Source organism: Acidisarcina polymorpha (assembly GCF_003330725.1).
Lineage (GTDB): Bacteria > Acidobacteriota > Terriglobia > Terriglobales > Acidobacteriaceae > Acidisarcina > Acidisarcina polymorpha.
In genome coordinates this window covers 1,140,003-1,156,904 of the sequence record NZ_CP030840.1, presented here as the reverse complement: position 1 = coordinate 1,156,904, position 16,902 = coordinate 1,140,003, and the positions used below count along the sequence as shown (strand labels likewise).

17 protein-coding genes are annotated in these 16,902 nt (G+C 56.2%); 9 read left to right on the top strand and 8 right to left on the bottom strand.

Translation table 11 applies throughout. The features are described from left to right. Positions 1 to 57: 57 nt before the first annotated feature. The gene (locus tag ACPOL_RS05155) at positions 58 to 258 is read left to right on the top strand and encodes a cold-shock protein (RefSeq protein ID WP_114206108.1); all 201 of its coding nucleotides are present in this window, start codon (positions 58 to 60) and stop codon (positions 256 to 258) included. Between the two features lie 609 nt (positions 259 to 867). Here the strand turns inward: ACPOL_RS05155 and ACPOL_RS05145 are convergent. Together ACPOL_RS05145 and ACPOL_RS05140 are read right to left on the bottom strand one after the other, a co-directional pair. After that, positions 868 to 1,113 carry an anti-sigma factor family protein gene (locus tag ACPOL_RS05145; protein ID WP_338026752.1) on the bottom strand — a complete coding sequence of 82 codons (246 nt, stop codon included), beginning with the start codon at positions 1,111 to 1,113 and terminating at the stop codon, positions 868 to 870. Beyond that, the gene (locus ACPOL_RS05140) at positions 1,110 to 1,748 is read right to left on the bottom strand and encodes a sigma-70 family RNA polymerase sigma factor (protein WP_338026751.1); all 639 of its coding nucleotides are present in this window, start codon (positions 1,746 to 1,748) and stop codon (positions 1,110 to 1,112) included. The genes ACPOL_RS05145 and ACPOL_RS05140 overlap by 4 nt, the downstream gene beginning before the upstream one ends. Before the next feature lie 820 nt (positions 1,749 to 2,568). Here ACPOL_RS05140 and ACPOL_RS05135 point away from each other — a divergent pair. Then, positions 2,569 to 2,808: a hypothetical protein gene (locus tag ACPOL_RS05135; RefSeq protein ID WP_114206104.1), complete on the top strand. Its 240-nt coding sequence runs from the start codon at positions 2,569 to 2,571 to the stop codon at positions 2,806 to 2,808. 13 nt (positions 2,809 to 2,821) lie between these two features. Continuing rightward, positions 2,822 to 3,316 (top strand): dUTP diphosphatase, encoded by a 495-nt coding sequence (locus tag ACPOL_RS05130; protein WP_114206103.1) that lies wholly within the window; start codon positions 2,822 to 2,824, stop codon positions 3,314 to 3,316. A gap of 118 nt (positions 3,317 to 3,434) precedes the next feature. On the opposite strand, the gene acs is transcribed toward ACPOL_RS05130, so the two are convergent. Next, positions 3,435 to 5,405: an acetate--CoA ligase gene (gene acs, locus ACPOL_RS05125; protein WP_114206102.1), complete on the bottom strand. Its 1,971-nt coding sequence runs from the start codon at positions 5,403 to 5,405 to the stop codon at positions 3,435 to 3,437. A gap of 507 nt (positions 5,406 to 5,912) precedes the next feature. Between acs and ACPOL_RS05120 the strand changes: the two genes are divergently transcribed. Together ACPOL_RS05120 and ACPOL_RS05115 are read left to right on the top strand one after the other, a co-directional pair. Beyond that, positions 5,913 to 7,058 carry an outer membrane beta-barrel protein gene (locus tag ACPOL_RS05120; protein ID WP_236657245.1) on the top strand — a complete coding sequence of 382 codons (1,146 nt, stop codon included), beginning with the start codon at positions 5,913 to 5,915 and terminating at the stop codon, positions 7,056 to 7,058. A gap of 323 nt (positions 7,059 to 7,381) precedes the next feature. Next, positions 7,382 to 8,056, top strand: a complete 675-nt coding sequence (locus ACPOL_RS05115; protein ID WP_114206100.1) for a MarC family protein — start codon at positions 7,382 to 7,384, stop codon at positions 8,054 to 8,056. On the opposite strand, the gene ACPOL_RS05110 is transcribed toward ACPOL_RS05115, so the two are convergent. The 3 genes from ACPOL_RS05110 to galE form a co-directional block, all read right to left on the bottom strand. Beyond that, the gene (locus ACPOL_RS05110; protein ID WP_114206099.1) at positions 8,032 to 8,919 is read right to left on the bottom strand and encodes a hypothetical protein; all 888 of its coding nucleotides are present in this window, start codon (positions 8,917 to 8,919) and stop codon (positions 8,032 to 8,034) included. The two genes, ACPOL_RS05115 and ACPOL_RS05110, sit on opposite strands and share 25 nt — an antisense overlap. Before the next feature lie 75 nt (positions 8,920 to 8,994). After that, a complete protein-coding gene (locus ACPOL_RS05105; RefSeq protein WP_114206098.1) occupies positions 8,995 to 9,564 on the bottom strand; it encodes a DUF421 domain-containing protein in 570 nt (189 codons plus the stop codon). A gap of 85 nt (positions 9,565 to 9,649) precedes the next feature. Beyond that, complete coding sequence (gene galE, locus ACPOL_RS05100; RefSeq protein WP_114206097.1) at positions 9,650 to 10,633, bottom strand: UDP-glucose 4-epimerase GalE; 984 nt, start codon at positions 10,631 to 10,633, stop codon at positions 9,650 to 9,652. Positions 10,634 to 11,059: 426 nt separating this feature from the next. On the opposite strand from galE, the gene ACPOL_RS05095 reads away from it, so the two are divergent. From ACPOL_RS05095 to ACPOL_RS05080, 4 genes are all read left to right on the top strand, one after another. Then, complete coding sequence (locus ACPOL_RS05095) at positions 11,060 to 12,154, top strand: energy transducer TonB (protein WP_114206096.1); 1,095 nt, start codon at positions 11,060 to 11,062, stop codon at positions 12,152 to 12,154. Between the two features lie 57 nt (positions 12,155 to 12,211). After that, positions 12,212 to 12,673 (top strand): hypothetical protein, encoded by a 462-nt coding sequence (locus ACPOL_RS05090; RefSeq protein WP_114206095.1) that lies wholly within the window; start codon positions 12,212 to 12,214, stop codon positions 12,671 to 12,673. A gap of 119 nt (positions 12,674 to 12,792) precedes the next feature. Beyond that, positions 12,793 to 14,019 carry a M48 family metalloprotease gene (locus tag ACPOL_RS05085; RefSeq protein WP_114206094.1) on the top strand — a complete coding sequence of 409 codons (1,227 nt, stop codon included), beginning with the start codon at positions 12,793 to 12,795 and terminating at the stop codon, positions 14,017 to 14,019. Positions 14,020 to 14,063: 44 nt separating this feature from the next. Next, a complete protein-coding gene (locus ACPOL_RS05080; protein WP_114206093.1) occupies positions 14,064 to 14,609 on the top strand; it encodes an outer membrane beta-barrel protein in 546 nt (181 codons plus the stop codon). A gap of 128 nt (positions 14,610 to 14,737) precedes the next feature. On the opposite strand, the gene ACPOL_RS05075 is transcribed toward ACPOL_RS05080, so the two are convergent. Both ACPOL_RS05075 and ilvC read right to left on the bottom strand, forming a co-directional pair. Then, positions 14,738 to 15,337 carry an outer membrane beta-barrel protein gene (locus ACPOL_RS05075; RefSeq protein ID WP_114206092.1) on the bottom strand — a complete coding sequence of 200 codons (600 nt, stop codon included), beginning with the start codon at positions 15,335 to 15,337 and terminating at the stop codon, positions 14,738 to 14,740. Positions 15,338 to 15,642: 305 nt separating this feature from the next. Further along, positions 15,643 to 16,698, bottom strand: coding sequence for a ketol-acid reductoisomerase (gene ilvC / locus ACPOL_RS05065; protein WP_114206090.1), 1,056 nt, complete (start codon positions 16,696 to 16,698; stop codon positions 15,643 to 15,645). Between the last annotated feature and the right edge of the window lie 204 nt (positions 16,699 to 16,902).

Sequence of the window (16,902 nt, the reverse complement as noted above, 5' to 3'; positions counted from 1 at the left end):
TGCGAATATCCCGATTTCAATTCAGCGTTATCTCTACAAAAGGAAAAGAATCAAGTTATGGAACAGGGAACAGTGAAATGGTTTAACGATGCGAAGGGCTTTGGATTTCTGAGCCGCGCTAACGGTGAAGATGTATTTGTTCACCACACCGCGATCCAGGCCAATGGCTTCCGCAGTCTTCAAGAAGGCCAGGCGGTGCAGTTCAACGTTGTGAAGGGCCCGAAGGGCTGGCAGGCTGAGAACGTTCAGGTCCTGTAATCTTTGCGCAAACTTCCAGGCAAAAGGGGCGGCGCAGGCCGTCCCATTTTGCTTCTAAGTTTGATTATTTGGCTCGCCTGAGAAGCATCCTGCTCCGCTAGTAGCATTCTGCTCATCATGAGCATTTTGCTGAATCGAAGCCTCTTGCCGCGCTCGGTTGTGGCGAATAGATCCGGCCTACGCATCCTCTCAACCTTCTCGAACAGGGTGCGGTGACCGCTGTCCTTCCCCCTTCGTGCTTGCGATGATCGTCGGACGATGGGGCGTCTTCGCTCGAGTGTGAAGCTGCTAAGGCGAATTGACTCCAGCTCTTCGTTTATCCACCGCAAGTACGCATTTTGTTTTGATGTGATTTTCGGCTTCTCCGCGGCCTCGCTGAGAATGCGGTTTGCACGCGGTCTTAGCTCGCGAGCAGTATCCCCTTGTAATTACACACGAGACAAGTAGCCGGGCTCGATCCGTGGCGCATTCTCTGGCTCCATTCCTGACTTCCCCGAACTTAATTCCTTGATGAGCGACTTGCTTCAAGCTTGAATCACGCACATGGTGCGGTTCAGCGGGTCTCGTCTCGGCTTTCTGAGTGGCTGCCAGCCCACAGAGTCACTTACCTTAGGGGCTGTCAGTCGATTTGGCCATCTCCTCTTCCAGTCGAGCCCGCAGGCGTTCGCTGAAGCCGACCGGCAACGCAAAGGTGCGGTTATCCGCCGTCAAATAAAGGATGTTCCGGGTGCTGTCGAGAATCGCTGAGCATATCTCGCAATGCTCTAAGTGGGATTCAATCTGTGCCCGCAGCTCGTCATCAATCGAGCCATCGATGTATTCGGAGATGTAATTCCAAACATGTTTGCAATTCATCTCCATAACATCCTCCGAAACAACCCGGGCCGGGACGGTACGGACGTTTTTAGCAAAGGCACCAAACGCTTCTGGAGGAGCATACGTGCCCGATGAAGGCGGACTTTGACGACGTTGGTCGTAACTCCCAGGATTTTCGCTGTCTCCTCAACGTTCAATTCTTCGAGATCTCGCAAGGTAAAAACTTCCCGGTAAATAGGTGGTAGTTCCGTCACCGCGGCTTGCAGCGTAGATCGCAACTCGGAACGCTCGAGAGCCTCAGACGGTATTTCCCGCCAGTCGGTCAGAAATGCAGGAGCAAAGTCTCCTTGATGCGACTCCACCTGTTCATCGAGGGACTCCATAACAATTCTCTTCGATTTTCTTAGCCGGCTCTTGGCTTCATTGAGAGCAATAGAGAGCAGCCACGTGCTGAACTTGGCTTCATTGCGAAATGACTTCAATCCACGATAGGCCTTGATGATGGCCTCCTGCGCGGCATCTTCCGCTTCCGTCTGGCTGCCAAGCAGGGCAAACACAGTTAGATATACCCGCTTCTCGTATGGCCGAATAAGGTCATGGAACAACTCCTTCTCTCCAGCGCAAATACGGCCGATCAGTGCGGATTCGTCCAACTCTCGGATTTCCGTCATCATTCCGGTCTAGGGGTAAGTCGGCAACTTGCGGTCCATGTGACTGACTGGTTCTTCGTCAATGGAGATTGGTGTTTCATCGCTTCGATCCGATAAGCCCTAAGAATGATCACTTAGCTCCTCGAGCCTTGAAGGAAGCCATAAATCGACCATGGCGCAACCCGGCTCATCTTCTTCTAGGAACATAGACTGGAGATACCTGTTCGGTGACGCGATTGCTGACTACTTCTGCCAATCACGTTCGAAGATGCTAGACCGGGCGATCATTAGGCACTTTGCCAGAGCTCTTGGTTATCATTCTTGTTCATCTATCCTGTAAATCTAGGTTTCTGCCATGGTCAGTGTGCAATCCTGAGGTTGATACTTCGTCCTTTGGAGGCTCAACGACTACCCCGGATAACATGGTAGACTCCTAATCTGCTAACGGGTTACCGAGATTCTTCCGGTCAAGCCAAGAACCGTTGGCGAAGTGGCAGCCGAGACGGCTGGCAAGTTACACGTTCTAGGCATACCATAGGGTGAGGAAAACATCTGAGCAGTCTAGGGGTTTGTATGGGCTGACTTGCTGCTTAGTTGTACTTTTAGTTGCAGTGCTGCGGACGTTTCGCCTTGGTTGGGATTATCGAAGTCACGTGCAACTCAAGTGCCTTGAGAGGCGTTCGATTTGCGTTCAACTATGGCGCACGGGACGGTTGTGGTTGTAGGCAATGATCCGTAACCACTGCCGGTATGATCCGGTGGAGCGATCAGATCCCGAGCAAGCAGTAAGTCAAGCCGGTAAGGGGAGCTACAGGTTCCCGAATCACATGGGAGAAATCAGAGAATGGACCGTAATCAGATTCTAGAATCAATCGATGAAGAAATCACAAGGTTGCAGCATGTTAAAGCGTTGTTGAGTGCGACCAATGGTCATCGGCTGCTGAGCACCAGCGGGCGTGGCAACGGTGCACAGGCTCCGAAGAAGCGAATTCTGAGTGACGATGCTCGCAACCGCATTGCCCAGGCGCAGAAGCGCCGATGGGCGAAGCAGCGCAAAGAGACCGCGCAGGCGAAAAAGGCTTGATCGCAGCGAAAGCATGCTGAAAGTCAAGTTGCTCCATCCGGACGCAAGATTACCAACCGTGACCTACGCCGGCAGCGATTTAGGCTACGACCTCTACTCCATAGAGGACATAACTCTGGAGCCGGGAAGGCCGGCTAAGGTCCGGACCGGCATAGCGGTTGAAGGTCCCACAGGTTACGGCTTCGTGTTGGGGGATCGTTCCTCGATGGCTGCTAAGGGCGTTACCTATGCCGGCGGGAGAATTGACGCAGGATATCGCGGTGAAATACTTGTGTGCCTCATCAACGTCAATCAACCGAGATGGACGTTGCACTGCGCAAGAACAAAGGAAGGGTTCGTCTCCGATGTCAGTCTGGAGCGGAGTGATGTGTCAGTGGCCATCAAGAAGGGCGACAAGATCGTGCAAATGTCTCTCTTCGCCGCAATGACTGATCTCGAAGTGATTGCGGTACAAGACCTATCTGATAGCGATCGCGATGCCAAAGGATTCGGGTCGAGCGGACGCTGAGTCAACTTGGACGGGCATAAGTCTCTTGATAGAACTAATGCTCGTCCAAGGAAATCATCTCGTCGGAATAGGGGTTAAGCACCAGCGATGGTAAGCATGGCTATCATCCGGATGGCCTTCATGCTTCCTCGGACTCTCGCAGCTTCGCAATAATACTGAAATCTTCTAGGGTCGTAGTGTCCCCTTTGATCTCTCCATGAGTGGCTAGCTCGCGGAGCAGCCGCCGCATAATTTTTCCAGAACGAGTCTTTGGCAGCTGCTCGGTGAACCGCAAGTCGTCGGGTCGGGCGAGCGCCCCTATCTCCTTCGCAACCCAAGCACGAAGTTCATCTTTGAGTTCTGGCGATGGCTGGTGGCCGCTTTCTAAGGTTACGAACGCAGAAATCGCCTGGCCCTTCATATCATGAGGACGGCCCACAACTGCTGCCTCCGCCACTTTCTTGTGGGCAACAAGCGCCGATTCTATCTCCATCGTGCCGAGACGATGGCCGCTCACATTGATGACATCATCGACCCGGCCCATCAGCCAGAAGTAGCCATCTTGATCCACGCGTGCGCCGTCGCCAGTGAAATAGCTCCCGGGAATTTCCGACCAGTACTGCTTCTCGTAGCGTTCGGGATCGTTGTAGATAGTGCGGGCCATCGATGGCCATGGCTTCCGAATGACAAGCAGGCCGCCGCTGCCCGCCGGAACGGCATCACCCTCCTTGGTCACCACTTCCGGGACAATTCCAAAGAACGGACGAGTCGCGGAGCCGGGCTTGGTGGCGATCGCTCCTGGAATCGGCGTAATCATCAGAGCGCCGGTCTCGGTCTGCCACCACGTGTCGACAATCGGGCAACGGCCTTTGCCAATCATTTGTTGATACCAGATCCAGGCTTCGGGATTGATGGGCTCCCCTACCGTGCCGAGCAGGCGAAGAGAATCCAGCCGGTGTCTCTCAACGTGTTCGTCCCCCCATTTTATAAAGGCGCGAATTGCAGTCGGCGCAGTGTAGAAGACGGTGACTTTGTGTTCATCGATGATCTTCCAAAAGCGGTCCGGAGCAGGATGATTGGGAGCGCCCTCGTACATCACCGTCGTGATGCCGTTCTGTAAAATCCCGTAAACCACATAAGAGTGCCCGGTGACCCATCCGATGTCGGCGGTACACCAGTAAACGTCGTCCTCCCTAAGATCAAAGACGTATTTGCTGGTGAGATAAGTCTGAACTGCATAGCCACCGGTAGTGTGCACCAATCCCTTCGGTTTCCCTGTAGTGCCGGAGGTATACAGGATGTAGAGGGGATCTTCTGATTCGAGTTGCTCGGCCGGGCACTCTGCTGCAGCGTTCGCCATAAGATCGTGCCACCAGTGGTCGCGACCGTCTTTCATGACAACAGGACTGCCGGTTCGTTGGAACACCACAACATTTTCAATCGATGGACAATTCACGAGTGCCTCATCGACGATCGGTTTCAGCTTCACCTCGGTACCGCGCCGATAGGATCCATCCTGGGTCACAATTGCCGTGCACTGCGCATCGTTGATTCGGTCGACTAACGCGTTCGCTGCAAATCCCCCAAAGATGACGGAGTGTACCGCGCCGATGCGGGCGCAGGCCAGCAAGGCGATCGCTAGTTCGGGAGTCATGCCCATATAGATGGCGACACGATCGCCTTTTTTCACGCCGAGGCGTTTCAAGACGTTTGCGAACTTCTGCACTTCGATATGCAGTTCGCCGAAGGTCAGGCGACGAACTTCACCCGGCTCACCCTCCCATAGAATTGCGATTTTGCTGGATTTGTCTCCCAGAGCATGCCGATCGACGCAGTTATAGCAAAGGTTCATTCTGCCGCCGACAAACCATTTAGCCCAGGGAAGATTCCAGTCCAGCACTTTCGTCCAGGGCTCGAACCAATGGAGTTCGCGAGCGACATCGCCCCAAAAAGTTTCAGGATCATCGACCGACTGCCGATACATGGCTTCATATTGCTCCAGGCTCTGAATATGGGCTTTTGCCGCAAATTCGGCTGGAGGAGGAAACACGCGATTTTCGCGAAGGATGGACTCTAAATTTGGGTTCAGTGAAGTTGTCGATGACGCCATTGCTTGTGGTTCCTCTTAAATTGCGGGTAGGTCGTTGAACGTCACGAGTTCGCCTGGTCTCCCCTAACAAACACTAATGGTTGAGGATGGGGATGGCAAGGCGCGGACCGCCGCGCCCGTCGGAACCCTTTATGATAAGGTCGTTTGCCTCTCCGAAGAGCCGCGGTTGGCGGTTGCCGCAGGGGGTCGCGAGCTTGTGCATCACACCCGCGTATGGAGTCCCTGATCATTTTGCGTATTCGCCAGCATCTCTGCGCTCTGCTTCTCGTGCCGCTCTGCTTCTGCCATCCCCGCCTGGAAGCGCAATCGGCCGGAACCCCATCGCGACCTGACCCTTCACCGGAGGCCCCGGAGCCGAAGAGATTTCTAGCTCGTTGGGCAAATTTTTATAAACAGGATTGGTCAGGTACAAGTCCTGTCTCACCCTCACCTCCAAGGCGCGGCCTGCCATCGCCACTCGATTCGCCCCCGTTTCCAAGCGCCGACTGGTCCTACGGAGGCTCGCCGGTGATTGGTGAGCCGGACACCAATACCTATCCCCTCATGAGCGCGATCAACGGGGCAATGAGCCGGACGAAGTTGTATGGCTGGATCGAGCCCACGCTGAACTTCAGCACCTCGACCAACAGCAACGCGCCCGAAGCAAATGACGTCTATCCTGATCGGTTTGAGATGGGCCAGTTGGTCCTGTATACGGAACGTTTACCGGACACAGTGCAGCGCGAGCATACTGACTGGGGATATCACCTCACCGCACTCTACGGGACCGACTATCGCTTCACGACCGCAAAAGGATATGGGAGCAGCCAGTGGGTCAACGACCACCATCAGTACGGCTTTGACCCGACCCTCGAATACGTCGACATCTATGTGCCGCGCGTAGGGCAGGGAATGAATCTCCGGATCGGACGGTTTATTTCTGTCCCCGGCATCGAGGCCCAGCTTGCGCCGAACAATTACATATTCAGCCACTCCCTGCTTTATGCGATCGATCCATTTACCGACACCGGTCTAATGGCCACAGTCAAGCTTAGCGACCGGTGGCTGGCGCAGCTGGGCATCACTGGCAGTCATGACGTAGCCTTATGGACAGCGGATGCAAAGCCTTCCGGCACGGCTTGTGTCAGCTATACAACTGGTTCGGTGAACGACAATTACTATCTCTGCGCCAACGGCATCAACGATGCCAAGTACGCCTATAACAATCTGCAGCAATATGACGCGACCTGGTATCACAAGTTCTCGAAGACCGTGCACATGGCGAGTGAGACCTGGTATATGTACCAGCGCGACGTGCCCTCCGTCTCAGCAAGCATCGCGCCGGAGAGCGGCACAAATGGCGCCTACTGTGCGTTCGGGGAACAGCGCTGTACGGCGCCAGAGTATGCTGCCGTCAATTTCCTCCAGAAAGAGCTTTCGATGCACGACTACGTCTCCTTCCGCAGCGACTTTCTTGACGACAAAAAAGGCCAGCGCACCGGGTACGCCACAAAATATTCGGAGAATACGATCATGTGGGGACATTGGGTTGGCTCCACGATCCAGATTCGTCCCGGAATACGATTTGAACGCGCGTGGGACCGCAAGGCCTACGACAACGGCCGGCGGCAGAACCAGTTCACAGCGGCGAGCGACCTGATCTTCCACTTTTGAGACAAATCAGAAGCTGGATCGCGATCATCAGCGGCTATTCTCGATAAGTCTCTTCAGCCTCAGCGGTGACTAGGCTTACTTTGCCGAGACTGGTTCTCTTGAGATTGGAGTTCGGGCGCAAGCAAAACGCGATGGAAGACGCCGCCAAATCTCGGCAAGCACGTATGCTCGATCGTGTTAGAGCCCGCGAGTTAAGCAGGCGCTAGAAAGTTTTGCAATGGCTGTGTCTGGCATTTAGAAACTATGGTAGTAGTCTTGAACGGGCTTGTAGAACGTGCCCTTCGGTCTACAAGCATTGCGAAGAACGCATAGCTGGAGTTGCGATGATTTTGGCGGATATTCCTGCGATAGCCAAGGCGACTTTCCTCGTCCTGGCAGCACTCTTCCCGATCGTCAACCCGCTCGGCAGCGCGGCGATTTTCCTGAACATGGTAGGAAGTCTGGATCAGCGGACCAATCAACTCCTGTCGAAGAGAATCGCGATTTACAGCTTCTTCATCCTGATCGTTTCATTGCTCTGTGGCGTAGAGATCCTGTCGTTCTTCGGGATTTCCATCTATGCAGTACAGATTGGCGGCGGACTCATCGTCAGCGCTACCGGCTGGGCACTCTTGAATCGCCCCAGTGGCACGCCAACGGCGACGAGCAAGGTCGAACCGCATGAGGCATTCGGCAACGCATTTTACCCCTACACGCTGCCGATTACAGTCGGCCCTGGATCGATCTCGGTAGCTATCACGCTTGGCGCTCACCTCACCGCTTCGCTGCGAGTCCATTCAATCTTGTCTCCGCTGGTGCTCATCGCCGCAGTGCTCGGGATAGTACTGGTCTGTGTCATGGTCTATTTCTGCTACTGCTACGCGCGGTTGGCGGAGGTAGCACTGGGTCAGACGGGTACAGAAGTCGTGATGCGGCTTTCGTCCTTCATTCTTTTGTGCATTGGCATACAAATCATTTGTTCAGGAGTTCGGGCTTACCTGTTTACGGTGCGCCCTTGATCTGCCGTCGCTGCCAGAGATCCCATCAGTTCGCCAAGATCCCGCTTCAAGAATGAAATCCTTGCCCGGACATCCTGCAGCATAGCGGCCCGATCCTCAAAGTCATCGATGCTGAGTTGAAGCATCTCGTCTGGCTCGCTCGTGAGTCGATCGATCTTGTCTTTGTTCGTCATCGAGTCGATGCGTCTCACTGCGATCCAGGTCTGCAAAAGTTGCTGTTTGCGGGTGACGTCGGGCGGACCGGTGGGCGCGTGCTCATTCAAGAATGTCCAGATCGTCGCGGGGTACTGACTGTCCGGGAGCGCCGGCCGATCAAAAAACTTGGCAAGCATGTTGGATTCGAATCCGAAGCGGCTGCTCTTGCCCTTCTGCGCGTGAATCCCGGCAATGGCAAGGCTGGCGGAGAGTGCGCCGGCGGCGATGCCGACCGCTGCCGCCGGCTTCTCGAGGGTGGAGGAAAGTTGAAGTCCTGAGCTCGTCGCCCCCAGGCCGCCGCCAACGATCACGCTGAACAAGTTGGCGCGATTCACTGCCCGGTCGCGGCGGTCCGACAAATAGCTATGGACTTCGTTGGCGCGCGCAATCTCGTTGTCGATCTGGGCAATGGTGGCATCCACCTGCAGGGAAGTCGCCATGATCTGTTCGCCAACGTGTTCGTGCAGCCAGAGGACCTCCCACCGGTCCACCGGGCCGGCCGTACTTGAGAGACTTTGCAGGCGCTGGAATTCTGAAAGGACGCCGACGAGTTGAGCAGTTTTTTCGAGGCTGCCGGGTTCAGGTTGCGGCACAGCCTGCTTCTGCGCGGCAGCAAGCAGAGGCATGATCAGGACAGTGACGACCGCCAGCCGGTGAAGGAAGCTCATTGAGATAATGATGCCACGCGATGCGCGTGAACGATGGCAAAGGTCGCCAGACAGACACCGATTGCTAGCCTGCGATCAGGCGGGCAGCCGCGCCTTGAGATCTCGCAACTCGCGGCCTAAACCGTCAAGTCTGTCCAACAGAACGGCGTAACGTTCGTCTTCCTGCGAGGGCTTGCGGCCGCGAACGTAAAACGATCCGTTCGGCCCGATGCTGCATTCCTGAACTTCGTCGAAATCATCGAAACCCTGGCGGTGAATGACCGCCAGCAATTCTTCCTCACTCAGCACTTCCTTGCGAAGGGCTTCGTGGTCGATAATGCCGTTGAGGATCAGCGTCTGATCCGTTCCCTCGATGAGACGCTCCAGTTTGGGCGAACTGTAGAGCAGTCTCACCACCAGCCAGTTGATCGTTAGCAGGGTGAGTGCGCCAACGATTCCGCCGGAGACGGAGTTATCGTCACCGATGAGGGCGTTCTGAACCGTATTGGACAATGACAGCAATACGACCAGGTCGAATGGGTTCAGCTGCGCGAGTTCCCGTTTGCCGAAGACCCGCAGCAGCACGATCAGGGCCAGATAGACGATGATCGGGCGGGCGACCTTCTCCAGCAATGGAAGAGGCAAGTGAAACATGTGGTCAAGCATGGGAGTCTCCGGAGATCAGAGAAAGTCAGCGATCAGCAACCGATCTTCAGCGCCGGCCGATGGATAACCAATGGTGAGTTGATGCCTAGCTTCCGAACCGCAGCTGGTGCCATGCCCAGGCGCTGGCAATGATCTCATCGAGGTCGCGATAGTCGGGAGACCAACCAAGTTCGCTGGTGATCTTCTCGGAACTGGCAACTAATACTGCAGGGTCGCCTGGTCTGCGCGGCAACTCTTCGACCTCGATCGGTCTGCCGGTCACTCGGCGCGCGGAATCGATGACTTCCCGTACCGTGAACCCTCGCCCATTGCCGAGATTGTAGATGAGCCTTTCGCGTGTCGCCAGCGTCTTCAGTGCTAACAGGTGGGCTTTCGCAAGGTCGCTCACGTGAATGTAATCGCGTATGCAAGTGCCGTCCGGAGTGGGATAGTCCTGTCCAAAAATCTTAATGTTCTTACGGAGGCCGAGAGCAACGTCAAGCACGAGCGGGATGAGGTGAGATTCCGGTTCATGCGCTTCTCCGCGCGCACCGTCGGCGTTGACCACCGCTCCAGCAACGTTGAAGTAGCGGAGACTGGCGTATCGGAGCCCGTGAATCTGATGGATCCAGCGAAGCATATGCTCGACCAGGAGCTTCGATTCCCCGTAGGTATTGGTAGGCTGAAGCTTCGCGTCTTCGCGAATCGGTGTAGATTCCGGCTCGCCATAAACTGCGGCGGTCGACGAGAAGACGAGCCGCTCCACCTTGGTCGCGATCATCGCTTCCAGCAAGCTCAAGGTCGAAGCGGTGTTGTTGCGGAAGTAGACCTCAGGATGCTTCATGCTTTCGCCCGCCTCGATCAGAGCTGCAAAGTGCATGACTCCATCAAAGGAGCGTGCTCGAAAAAGCCCTTCGAGCTTACTCCGGTCAGCCAGATCGCCCTCGACGAACTCCGCTCGTGCGGGAATCAGATCGCGCCGGGCATGGCAGAGATTGTCATAAATGACGACCTCATGGCCGTCGTCGAGTAATGCATTTGCTACCGTTCCGCCGATATATCCGGCGCCTCCCGTGACCAGGACTCGCAAGTCGGGCTCCTTCTTGATCGTGTCGACGAATGCACAAACCGCCTCAATGCACGCGCGAACGGATTCGATTGTTTCTCGAAATTAAGAGTACATGGGCGTGAACGGAAGGGCGAGACAAGTTCGCCAGGGAAAGTGCGTACCGATGCGTGGCCAGAATTGTGCCAGCTTGGTCCAGCCCGAGATCGTCCCTCCTTAACTTCGGGTCATGCGCATTTTCAATTTCCTGATGAAGCAAGTTTCCAGTCCGTCCTGGTTTGTAGAGGCAAACACTCCTATGTTCCGAATTGGTTCATCCCCATGCCCGTAGTAACCAGAGATCAGGATCTTCGCTCTCCAACGGGTAAACTAAAGTGAGCTTAGATATTTTCAGGGCGGGCCCTGCAGCCTTGCCCGTAAGAACTGATTAAAGGGTTGTGAACAATTAATATGGCGACACAGATTCAGACGGGCCCTCCGGTAAGTGAGAATTTTGGATTGCTGCCCGAACCACGCGGGCGATTCAGTTCCTTCACCGTGAGCATCGTCGCAAATCTGGTGCTCAGCGCGATTTTTCTCTGGATTGCGATCAACCAGTTGCACAAGCCGCCCCCAGTGCCCCGTTATGAAAGCACCGCACTGGTCTTTGCGACACCACCCCCGCCGCCTGCTCCATTGCCGCCGGTTCCGCGTATCAAAGTCACTCCGCCGCCATCTCCAGTGGTCGAGGCCCCACGCAAGATTGAGTTGCCTAAAACCCAACCGGATCTGCCGAAGCCCGAGGTCGTACGCCTGAACACTCCATCGATGCCCGCGATCCCGCCAGCGCCACCTAAGGCGGTCGTCGCCCCTCCGCAGCCCAAAGTTGGTGCGTTCTCGAGTCCGCAGACGACAGTAGTGGCAAACAATCAAGCGAAGCCAACGATTCAGACGGGCGGGTTTGGCAATCCTTCCGGGGTAGTCGCCAATCCGAATGCGTCTCGTCCGGCCACCGTCGCCGCGGTAGGCGCCTTCAACGCGGCGCCGGGGGCGAATCAGGGTGCGGGTGCTGCGCGGCCAGGGGTCGTGCAGGCTACCGGGTTTGGCTCTGGAGTGGCTAACGGAGTTCCCGGAGGCACCAGTCGAGCCGCGGTAGCCTCGGCGGGCTTTGGAAACGGAGTCGCTGGGGGAACGCCCGGCGGGACCGGTTCGACGCGTGGTGCGGTCGCTACCGGCGGCTTCGGCACCACCGCATTTGGAGGGAGTGGCGCTCAAATTCCGAAATCTCCGACCGTCAATTTTGTGCCGCCCGAAGTGCTCTCGGAACCTCGGCCGCTCTATACAGAAGAGGCCAGACAACTAAAGATTCAGGGCGAGGTCACCCTTCAGGTAAGGTTTGGGGCAAACGGCAAGGTAGAGGTGCTTCGGATTGTCAGCGGACTCGGCCACGGGTTGGACGAACAGGCTGAGAAGGTAGCCCAGCAGATTCGTTTCAAACCTGCGGCAAAAAACGGGCAGCCGACCGACCACATCACGCTCATTCACATTCTCTTTCAACTCGCATAAGGTAGAGTCTTGACTGCTCACGGCAACACTACAGAAACGTCCGGGTATCGATCACCAATGTCCAAGAAATTACGCAAGGTGTGGCTTGCCGCACTCCTGCTATCGCTCGGCGCACTGAGCGCCGAAGCCAAGAAACCGCGCTTTGCTCCCCTGACTCCTCTCACTCCCGAACAAGCGGCGCTGATCGACAAGGCAGCAGCGCGCGAGAAATTGATGGTCAAGGAACTGCAAAAACGGGTCCCGATCGTTCAGACCTATATCCAGAACATCAAGGCTGACCCGAAGCTGTCGTCCGTGCCCGCATCGGATACATATTTGTTAAGCCGAGTCGACTTCGGCAAGACTTTTCAGGCCGAAGGCTACCAGGAAAAAGACCGCGAAAAAAGGCTTTTTCAAAGGGTCGATAGGCGCGCTGAGCGGCATTACGAAAGCGCTGCGCCTCGATACCCAATATGTTCCGACCGGCTTTATGGACATGATGTTTACCGATGCCAGCAACTTCGGCCGGGAGCATTATGACTTCCAATTCGTGCGCAACGACTTTCTCGGTTCGATTCACACCCAGGTCTTTGATGTCTTTCCGAAAAAGGGATCTGGAGCCGGTCGCTTTACTGGACGTATTTGGGTGGAAGACCAGGATGGTCAGCGTCGTCCGGTTCAACGGCACATTCACCGGCAACGCCGACCTCGACCGCCCGGAATACTTTCATTTCGACAGCTGGCGGCTCAATATTCAGCCAGACATATGGCTCCCCGCCGCGATCTATGTCGAGGAGACCCATCGGACTAAGAACGATGGCGACGAAGGACTTCGCGCCCAGACATATTTCTGGGGCTACTCGCTGAAGCTCCCAAGCTCGCAAACCGAAAATGCGACGGTTCAGATCGACAATGTGACTGACAAGAGCGATCAGGCGCAGGACGTGAGTCCACTGCAGGCGAGCCGCGCCTGGGTGACGCAAGCTGAAAACAATGTTCTTGACCGGCTGGTGCAGGCCGGGCTTCTGGCTCAGCCAAGTGACTTCGATAAGGTCCTCGAGACTGTCACCAACAATCTCATTATTGGCAACAATCTCTCATTGCCCGATACGATCCACTGCCGTGTGCTGCTGACCGCACCGCTTGAATCGCTCGCCGTTGGCAACACCATCCTGCTCAGCAAAGGCCTGATCGACGTGTTGCCCTATGAGGAAGAACTGGCGGCCGTGCTCGCCTTCCAACTGGCCCACATCACCCTTGGGCATCACATCGACACCCGCTATGCCTTCAACGACCGCTTGCTATTTCCGGACGAAGCGACCTTCCAGCGTATTTCCATGGGCCATACCGCTGGAGACGATGATCTCGCCGCCAAGAAGGCGGTCGAGTTTCTCAACAACTCGGTCTACCGCGATAAAATCCCAAATGCCGGGTTGTTCTTCGCCCAGCTTCAGGTAAGAGCCAAGCCGTTGAAATCTCTGACCTCGCCTCAGTTGGGAGACTCACTCCTGCGTGCCGATGGCACGCCGTGGCTCGCCGACCTTGCGAAAAATTCCCCAAAGCTCGACATGGATAAGCTCGATCAGATCGCAGCACTTCCCTTAGGGAGCCACTTAAAGATAGATCCCTGGGACGATCGAGTAATCCAGCTCAATGTAAAGCAGGTTCCACTGCTGAATGCTCGCGACAAGATGCCGTTTGAGGTGACGCCGATTTTCTTCCGGCTGACCCGTTACACCGAGCCGGCGCCCGCTGCAACTCCTGCGACTGCAACGCCCGCACCGCCAGAGGGTGGCGCCCCGCCTGCGCCCGCTACGCCGTCTCCCGCCACTGGTGACACTAGTCCTTCCAATCCTCCGGCGACGCCGGCTCCGAGTCCGCAATAGAGTGCTGGAAGCAGCCAGGCGATTGGGAGTTAAGGAGATTTCTTTTGATTAAAAGGTTGATTTTGGCAGCTGCTATGACGTTGCTACCTGCCTGCATGATGGGCCAAGCCGCTCCAGCGATGCGCGGCGGCATTCCTGCGCTCTCGGTGGGTGGCTACTACTCGAATTTTCATCCGGACTACAGCACCCCACGGCTGGGCGGCGTCGGCATCTATGCGGATTGGAGCCTGCTGGGGAAGCTTGGCGTTGAGGGGGAAGCCCGCTGGCTCCGCTTCAATCAGTTTCTTGGCAGCTATGAGGACAACTATCTGGTCGGTCCGCGTTATGCGCGCCGCTATGGCAAGTTCGTGCCCTACGTAAAATTCATGCTGGGAGCGGGTGAACTGGAATTTCCTAACAACCAGGGGCACGGTGGTTACTTTGCTCTTGCGCCCGGTGGCGGCCTTGACTACCGTTTCAATCGCCACGTCACGATTCGCGCCATCGATTACGAATATCAATTCTGGCCTTCGGCGCCGGGGGGCGGCTTGCCCACTCATGGCCTGACGCCGAACGGATTTAGCTTCGGGGCCGCATATCGAATCTTCTGAGACCTGCCTGCCGGCTCGTTCGGCACTCAATGCCCATTGATCGCCCATTGATCGCACAGCTGAAAATGGCCCCGCTAACTACGGGGCCATTTCCGGTGATCGAATGAACATCGTTCGCGGGGGCTGCGTCAGAAATGATAGGCGACGCCAACGGTTGGTTCAGACAGGACGGGGTACCAGCGGTTGGTCTTGAAGTTGGCCAGGCCAAAGCTGGGTGCCTTCACCGTGATCCCTCGATACTCTGCGCGGATGTCGAAGCTCGGGCTGATCTCATACGCGATACCGGCCCCGTAGAGGGCTCCGATATTTGTAGTGCGTTTCGCATCAAGGTCTGTCGTCCCCGATCCTTGGATGGGTGAGAACAGATATCCGCCGATTCCGCCTTCCAGAAATGGATTGAACTTCCGGAAGTTGAAGTTATAGACGTAAGCCGCAGAAACTTCCTGCAACCTCGTCTGTACGCGGATGTTGTTGAAGCTGGTGACGAACTTGTTGGCGTACTGCGAGTACTGGTAGTTCCCTTCGATCGCGCTGCGGGGTGTAAGCATGTAGCGATAGCTCGCTAGGGCTCCCCACCCGTAGCGGGGATGCTGCTGGACGGTATTGCCGTAGACGTAGAGAGGGAAGATACCGGTAAAGCTCAGACTTGCATCCTGTCGGCTTTCTTGAGCGAAACCTGCCACTGCCAGCAACGGCAGCAGAACGAACAACAGTGCGGTTTTTTTCATTCTTTCCTGAACCCCTGACTGCTCAGCGACCCGAGGGCTCGTGACCACTTTCATTCCCAGCATGGACCGTCCAAACTTCGCCGGAAAGGAAATGCTCTTGCCTCTTTGTTCGCCGATTCTTAAACTTGTGGACCAACCTTGTCCATTTGGCAATTGTACCTGTGATGTGGTCTTGCGGGGCGACAAGCCCGTCCTTCTTGGACGCAAGTCGCCCCACAAGGGCAGCACTGCCAGACGCAGAAAGCAGCGCAACCAGCGCAACCAGGCAATGGCCTTGGAGACGCCACGCCCGCTCGGCGCTCTGCTTACGCGGTGACTGATTCCTTCTGGGAAGCAGAGGTCTTGACCGGATGGCCGTCCTTGACCGTAACCGGATCGAGGAAAGGCATAGCGGCGCGCAACTCCGAACCGACTTCCTCGAGCAGGAGTCCCGACTCGCTCTTGCGGTAGGCTTCGAAGTCTTTGCGGCCGGTCTCGTTCTCCTGAATCCAGCGCTTTGCGAAGGTGCCGTCCTGAATGTCGGCGAGGATCTTCTTCATCGTCGCGCGGGTCTCGTCAGTGACGATCTTCGGGCCGGTGATGTAGTCGCCCCACTCCGCTGTATCGGAGATGGAATACCGCATGTAAGCAAGCCCCCCGCGATACATCAGGTCGACGATCAGTTTGAGTTCGTGGAGACATTCGAAATAGGCGATCTCAGGCTGATAGCCAGCATCGACCAGAGTCTGGAAGGCCGCCTTCACCAGCGCCGAAGTTCCTCCGCAAAGCACTGTCTGCTCGCCAAAGAGATCGGTCTCCGTCTCCTCGGTGAAGGTCGTCTCGATCACTCCGGCGCGGGTGCAGCCGATTCCCTTGGCGTAGGAGAGGCCCAGGGCATGGGCTTGGCCCGTCGCGTCCTGATGGACTGCCAGCAGGCCCGGAGTTCCGCCGCCTTCGACGAAGACTTCGCGGACCCGGTGTCCCGGGGCCTTCGGCGCGACCAGCGAGACATCCACATCGGCCGGAGGAACGATCGCACCGTAGCGGATGTTGAAGCCATGGGCAAACATCAGTGTCTTGCCCGAGGTGAGGCCACCCTTGATGTCTTCGTTATAGGTCTTGCCCTGCGAATGATCGGGCGTCAGGATCATGATCACGTCGGCCCACTTCGCGGCATCGGCGACGGTGAGCACTTCGAGGCCCGCCTTTTTGGCCTTGTCAATTGATTTGCTAGTGGCGGGCAGACCGACGCGGACATCGACGCCCGAGTCCTTGAGATTGAGAGCATGGGCATGGCCCTGGGAGCCGTAGCCGATGATGGCTACCTTCTTTTGCTGGATCAGGGAAAGATCGGCGTCGTGATCGTGATAGGTCTTGGGCATTGTTTCCTCGTTCGCTAGAGTGTCGTTCTAATGGTAAGTCAATCGACCAGCCGCGCCCGAAGGCGGCTCTGGCTGGTCTTCTTTTTCGTGAAGGTAAAGCTCCATCGTTGGAGCGGTGCGGGTGTGCCACATCTCGCTTTTGAGATGTGGGATTCATGGATCCTGAAGATATTGGCTCCTTCTCACAGCCCAACGCGGACATGG